Annotated in this window: 6 protein-coding genes; 3 read left to right on the plus strand and 3 right to left on the minus strand. The window is 67.9% G+C overall.

Annotated elements, in window-relative coordinates; all coding sequences use genetic code 11:
• Positions 1-158: 158 nt before the first annotated feature.
• From AACX88_RS06490 to AACX88_RS06500, 3 genes are read right to left on the minus strand one after another with little or no spacing between them, the layout of a single operon-like run.
• Entirely contained in the window at positions 159-1,823 is a 1,665-nt protein-coding gene (locus AACX88_RS06490; protein ID WP_144589455.1) for a hypothetical protein, read from the minus strand.
• Between the two features lie 7 nt (positions 1,824-1,830).
• Positions 1,831-2,175 carry a helix-turn-helix domain-containing protein gene (locus tag AACX88_RS06495; protein ID WP_144589456.1) on the minus strand — a complete coding sequence of 115 codons (345 nt, stop codon included), beginning with the start codon at positions 2,173-2,175 and terminating at the stop codon, positions 1,831-1,833.
• Positions 2,172-3,302, minus strand: coding sequence for a tyrosine-type recombinase/integrase (locus tag AACX88_RS06500; RefSeq protein WP_144589457.1), 1,131 nt, complete (start codon positions 3,300-3,302; stop codon positions 2,172-2,174). The genes AACX88_RS06495 and AACX88_RS06500 overlap by 4 nt, the downstream gene beginning before the upstream one ends.
• Positions 3,303-3,785: 483 nt before the next feature.
• Between AACX88_RS06500 and AACX88_RS06505 the strand changes: the two genes are divergently transcribed.
• The 3 genes from AACX88_RS06505 to AACX88_RS06515 are packed head-to-tail and all read left to right on the plus strand — an operon-like array spanning position 3,786 to position 6,272.
• Complete coding sequence (locus tag AACX88_RS06505; RefSeq protein WP_272027574.1) at positions 3,786-5,288, plus strand: MFS transporter; 1,503 nt, start codon at positions 3,786-3,788, stop codon at positions 5,286-5,288.
• Positions 5,289-5,313: 25 nt separating this feature from the next.
• Entirely contained in the window at positions 5,314-5,907 is a 594-nt protein-coding gene (locus AACX88_RS06510; RefSeq protein ID WP_339392227.1) for a TetR/AcrR family transcriptional regulator, read from the plus strand.
• A gap of 2 nt (positions 5,908-5,909) precedes the next feature.
• Positions 5,910-6,272 (plus strand): hypothetical protein, encoded by a 363-nt coding sequence (locus tag AACX88_RS06515; protein WP_339392228.1) that lies wholly within the window; start codon positions 5,910-5,912, stop codon positions 6,270-6,272.
• Positions 6,273-6,320 lie beyond the last annotated feature (48 nt).

Genomic DNA, 6,320 nt, shown 5'->3' on the forward strand with positions numbered 1-6,320 from the left:
AGTACGTTCCCGGTGTATCACTGCCTGTTGACCTGGACCAGCAGAACTCCGAATGCCTGAAATCCATGCCTGTGAAGCGCGGAGCGCCGAAAGCGTGGCCGAGCCGCGTTGCCGGCGGCTCGCAATGCTGCGCGGTCGGCAGCCCCGGGCGATCTGAGTCAGCTGCGTGTGGTCGCGTAGGTGTTCCAGATTGCCCCGGACAGTTCGGTCCACCGGGTCGCGGTGCGAAGGTTTACGCCGATGAGGTGCGCGAAGACGGCTGGCGGGGTGGTCGAGGCGAGGTGCAGCATGGCGGTGTTCCGACTGGCCCGGGTGGTGATACCGAGCCGGTTCATCCGGGCCATGAGCGAGGGTGGCTGGAGGTGGGTACCGGCGTTCTTGCCGCTAAACAGCCACCTCGGGTCGGCCAGGGCGCTTGCGGTGCCGAACTGCTTGGTTTCGGGCAGCGCGGTGATCAGCGCGTCCAAGGGCGGAAGGAGCAGCAGGGGTTCGCGGCCCAGGGTCAGATAGGTGTCGCCGGCGGCGGCGCGGATGTCCGCGGTGGTGAGGGTGACGATCTTGGTGATGGGTTGGGCGTAGAGCAGGACAAGGCAGGCCGCGGCGCGGTCCTCGATGCTCGCACTGTCGGCATCGTGCAGGAGCCGTCGGGCTAGGTCGAGTTGCTGGCAGGGGTCGATGTCGTGCCGCGGGTCCTTGCCGGGGACGGGTTCGGGCAGTCGGGTGCGGGGCAGGTATCCGCCGCGTTTGAGCCATCGGATGAAGCCCAGGCGTCTGCTGCGGTCGACGGTGATCCAGGCATCGAGGCAGCTCTGGGGGCAGTTGTCCAGGTCGTGGTGGTGGGCGGTGAGGTGGTCTATGAAGGCTTTGGCGGTCTGGATGTCGCGGCGGCACCGGTCGGCGGTGGCTGTGGAGATTTCGCCGTGGCGGTTGGTCTTGGCGCGGCCGACGACGTGCCAGCGGGCGTACCGGGTGAGCACGCCGCGCAGCTCGGGATCGTCCACGCCGGCGACGGCGTGGGCAGCGTAGCGGTGCAGGCGTGCGGCGTTCTCGTCCCGCGGCGGCAGCGCGTCGGCGGCGACGAGCATGGCGCGCAGGTAGGTCACAGAGAACGTCTGCGGCCGGGCATCGAGTGCGTCGTGGGTCAGGCCGAGCTGGCCTTGGGCGATCTCGGCCAGCAGGTGCAGGCTGGCGAGGTCGTGCCAGTTGGTCAACAGCGATCGTGGGCGGCTGGTGGCGGTGAGAGCGTCGCGCACGGGCAGGAGCTCGGGCCGGATCAGCCCGTTGGGGCCGGTCAGCGCGGCGTCGATCTGCGCGGTGGCTTGGCAGGCGAAGCATCGTGGCCGGCCGTTGTTCGTGGTCCGGCGGCCGAGGGCTTGCTGGCCGCAGATGGAGCAGTCGATGACCGGTGCCTGATAGCAGGTCGGGCAGACATCCGGGCTGGTCGCGGTGGCCTTGAGCGCGATGCGTTTGAGCCGGCCGCAGATGCCGCAGGGCCGTCGCGGGTTCCGGTAGCAGCGGGTGCAGAGATTCCGTGACGCTTCGCCCTTGCCGCCGGCTCTCGCGGCGAGCGGCCCGATGGCTCCGCACTCCTCGCAGCCGTCGTCGCCGGTGCGGGTGCGGGCGTAGCAGGTCACGCAGAGTGCCCCGCCGTCTGGAGTGCGGGCATTGATCCGGCGCTGTCGTCCGCAGCCGGTGCAGGTCTGCTGCGGTGCGCGGCTGGCGCGGCAGGCTCGGCACTCGCCCCGGTCCAGGCTGTGGTTCCAGCGCAGGTTCTTCTCCCGTCCGCAGCGGAAGCAGGCGCCGCGGACGATCGTGCTGGCCACCAGTCGGTCAGTCCTCGGCCGGCTTGATCACCGCGCGGGTCGGGCGGTTCTTGGTGCCGGCCTTCGGCGCCTTGGCCGTGCCGGTGGTGCCGGTCTTGCGTCCGCGCCGGGAGCTGGAAGCGACGTAGGGCTCGATGAGGTCGTTGGGGGTGGCGCCGAAGAGGTCACACAGGGCCGCGAGGAGTTGCATGTTTAACCGCTCCGGGGTGCCGGTGACGATCCGGTAGACCTGCGTGGAGGTCATCACCACGCCCCGGTCGGCCAGCAGCGGCACGAGGCTGGTGGTGGACTGCATGCCGTGCTCGTTCATCACCTTGCGCAGGTGCCAGTGGTAAGCGACGGTCTTGGTCATCGGCTTGAGCCTTCCTGGATCGCGGTTGGCGGGGTGAACGCGGCGTCGAGGGCGCGGCGCAGGGTGCGGTTGCGGTAGTCGCCGGAGACCCCGGTGTAGAGGGCGGTGGTCGAGCCCCAGCGGTGGCCGACCTGCTGCTGGACGAACAGCGGATCGAAGCCGTCCTCGATCAGATGGGTCACATACGAGTGCCGCAAGCAGTGCGGGTGTAGCACCGGGTCCAGGCCGAGGTCGTCGCGCCAGTCGGCGAACCGGTCGTCGATATGGTCCAGGCGGATGCGGCTCTGCCGCTCGGTCGGCCACAGGACGGACTCGTCGGCGGTGCCGAAGCGGGGCCGGACCTCGGTGACGTACTCCTCGATCACCGGTCGGGTCCAGTCGAACACCGCCAGCACTGCCCGGCGTCGCGGTTGGGAGCCGCGCATCGCCTTGCCCCAGCGGACGTTGCAGACCCCGAACCGGCCGAACTCCGGGCCTTTCGGGTTGCGGGTGAAGTCGTGCAGGTCGAGCATCGCCGCCTCACGGCGGCGCAGGCCGAAGGCGTAGATGATCTTGAACAGTGTCGCATCGCGGAACAGCGTCTGCCAGCCCTTGCGGCCCGACGAGCGTGCCCGGTCCACCAGATCGTCGGCGTAGTCGAAGAACGCCTGCAACTCCAGCCTGTTCAGCGGTCGCACTGCCGGTCGCGCCTCGTGATCGCTGGTGTGGATGACGGTGTTCCACTCGTGGCAGACCTGCACCGGGTGGGTGCCGAACAGCTCCTCGCACCGATCCGCCCACCCGTAGCGGTGGTCGGTCAGGTAGTCGCAGAACAGCGCCACCGAGTTCTGGTACGCCCGCACCGTAGAGGTCGACAACGGCCGCGCGCCCGAGACCAACGAGGTCGTCCACTCCTCGACATCGGCTGGGGACCACTCCCACGGCGGCGTGCCGCAGAAGTCACCGAACCGCCGCACCTGCGAGGCCCTCGTCTTGATCGTCTGCGTCGTCAGCATCCGGGAGGTCTGCTGAGCCGTCCAGCCGGTCAGCATCTCATCGAATAACTGCTCCGCCGGGCGCAGCAGCGTCACCTTGCCAGCCGGTACCGAGGCCCCGGAGCCAAGCCCCTGGCCGTCCATGAACACCATGCGATCACCTTACATTAGATGTAAGAATCATGCATCGTATGTAAGGTCGGTGGTGAAATACCTGGTCAGAGGCGGCCGTGGGTGCTACGTTCGAGGAGTCCGCGATCCCGGTGGTGGGTGTGAGTCCGCCGTACATTTAACGTAAGAATCATACATTAGGTGTAACTTCCGAGATTAAACCGGCGTAAGCAAGTATTCGAAGCGTTCGTAATCCATGCTGTTCAGGTGTGCATCGGGGTGCAGGGGGCGTCAGCTGGGTGGGGTCGTTGGTGCGGCTGTTGCGACGGGTGGTGTGCCGGTTCTCGGGAGGCTCTGTTGGGACTGCTGCACGTGCGCGCTGTCCGCTTCGGTGTCTTTCTGAGGGTCCGGGTTGTGCGTTCAAGGCTGGTGTGGAGCCCGGCCACCTATCACCAGTCGTAACTGTACCGTACGTATGGTATAGTTACGGGTGGTGATAGTTCGGTTCCGGAAAGGTGTGATGACGTGAGTTTGAGCAAGCGGCAGCGGTGGGGTCTGCTGGTGACGGTGGCGGCGGGGCTGCTGTTGATCACTCTGGACAACTCGATCCTGTATACGGCGTTGCCGACGTTGACCGAGGAGTTGGGGGCGTCGGGGTCGCAGAGCTTGTGGATCATCAACGCCTATCCGGTGGTGATGGCGGGCCTGTTGCTGGGCTCGGGCACGCTGGGGGACCGGATCGGGCACCGGCGGATGTTTTTGATCGGTCTGGTGGTGTTCGGGGTGGCGTCGTTGGGGGCGGCGTTTGCGCCGTCGGCGGGTCTGCTGATCGCGGCGCGTGCGGTGCTGGCGGTGGGCGCGGCGGCGATGATGCCGGCCACGCTGGCGCTGATCCGGGTCTCGTTCGAGGTTGAGCGTGAGCGCAATTTCGCGATCGCGGTGTGGGGGAGCCTTGCGGTGGTGGGTGCGGCGCTGGGCCCGATCGTGGGCGGGGTGCTGCTGGAGCACTTCTGGTGGGGCTCGGTGTTCCTGATCAACGTGCCCGTGGTGATCGCCGCGTTGATCGCGGCGGTGCTGATCGCACCGCCCAACGACCCCGACCCGTCCAAGAGGTGGGACCTGGTGTCGTCGTTGCAGGCGATGGTCGCGCTGGTGGGTGCGGTGTTCTTCATCAAGGAGCTCGCGCATTCCCCGCAGAACTGGGTGATCGTTGGTGCGGGCTTGGTGGCCGCGGTGGTCGGGTCGGTGCTGTTCGTCCGCCGTCAGCGGGGCTTGGAGCAGCCGCTGCTGGAGTTCTCGATCTTCCGCAATCCCGCGTTCAGCGCCGGGGTGCTGGCGGCGGCGTTCTCGATGTTCGCGATCGGCGGGTCCCAGCTGGTCACGACCCAGCGGTATCAGCTTGTGGAGGGTTTCACCCCCCTGGAGGCCGGGCTGCTGGTCGCGGCGGTCGCGATCGGGTCGCTGCCCACCGCGCTGTTGGGCGGGGCGTTCCTGCACAGGATCGGCCTGCTGCCGTTGATCGCCGGGGGCCTTGCGGTCGCCTCGCTCGGGGTGGTCGTGGTGATCATCGGTGTGCAGGCCGACGTGTTCGGTGTGTTGGTTGCCGGGCTGCTGGTTACCGGCGCCGGGCTGGGTGGGGCGATGTCGGTGGCCTCGACCGCGATTGTGGGCAATGTGCCCGCCCGCCGTGCCGGGATGGCGTCCTCGGTCGAGGAGGTGTCGTATGAGTTCGGGTCCCTGACCGCTGTCGCGTTGTTGGGCAGCCTGCTCACCTTCGTTTACACCACCACCGTGCGGCTCCCGGCCGGCGCGCCGGAGGGTGCGCACGAGAGCCTGTCGGATGCGCTGGCGACAGCGGGCGGGGACCGGGCGATCATCGAGGCGGCGAGCAGTGCCTTCGACACCGGGTTCTTGGTCACGATGATCATCCTCGCCGTGGTCCTGGCGGTCGGGGCCGCGGTCACCGGACGGTTGCTGCGCCACCACGGGCCGGGGACTCAGTCGCAGGCCTTCTCGGGCAACCACTGACCGGGCGGGAGTGGAGGCAGAGGCTATGCGTCCCAGCAAGCGGACCGAGATCCTCGATGCGGCCCTGGGGGTGATCGAGGCCGGCGGGGTCACCGCGGTGACCTTCGAGGCCGTGGCCGAGGCCGCGGGCATGACCAAAGGCGGGCTGCTGTATCACTTCGGCACCCGCGAGGTCATGCTGCAGGCGCTGCACGAGCACCTCGCCGAACAGTGGGAGACCGCTCTCACCGAGGCCGCGGGCAAACCCGCCGAACGGGCCAGTGATGCTGAGCGTCTGGCCGCCTACGCCCAGGTCGCGACCCACAGCGCGACCCGGGCCGAGTTGTTGCTGATGCTCGAAACCGTCAACGACCCCGCCATGCACGCCCCCTGGAACGGGGTCCTGGCCCGGTGGACCCCGCCACTGCCCGAGCATGCAGACATCTCCCCGGGTGAGTTGAGCCAGCTCATCGCCCGCCTGGCCGCCGACGGGCTCTGGCTCATCGAGTTCCTCACCACACCCCTGCACCCCTCTATGCGGGCCAGGATCGCGAACCACCTCACCACCCTCGCCTACACGACCGAGACCCCCAGTGCACCCGGCACATCCGGCGGGGGCGGCGCACGTGATCCGCGGTGACTGTGGGGCTGCTGCTCACCCTGGTGGGCTTGGCGTTGCTGGACTCGGTCAACGTCTCCACGATCTGGATCGTCGTGGTGATCCTGCTGGCCGCCAAGCGGCCCGCGGCCACCGGGTGGGCGTACGCGGTCGGGGCGTTCGTGACGTTCGGGACCTTCACGCTGCTGCTCTACTTCGGGCTCAACGCCGCCGAGACCTGGCTGGACGGGTTGACGCTGTGGCTGCGTCGCATCCTGTTCACGATCATCACGGTGGTCTTCATCGTTCTCGGCGTCCGCCGGTTCACCGTGTCAAGCCCCGGGTTTCGTAGAGGCTCCTATTCTTGGTTTCCTAAGCAGCCGCGGGTTCTGTCCCGGACTGGTTGATCCATTCGGAATGGACCTCGACGGGCGGTCGGTAGTTAATCGCTGAAT

Origin of the sequence: Brevibacterium metallidurans (genome assembly GCF_037101285.1) — a bacterium.
GTDB lineage: Bacteria > Actinomycetota > Actinomycetes > Actinomycetales > Brevibacteriaceae > Brevibacterium > Brevibacterium metallidurans.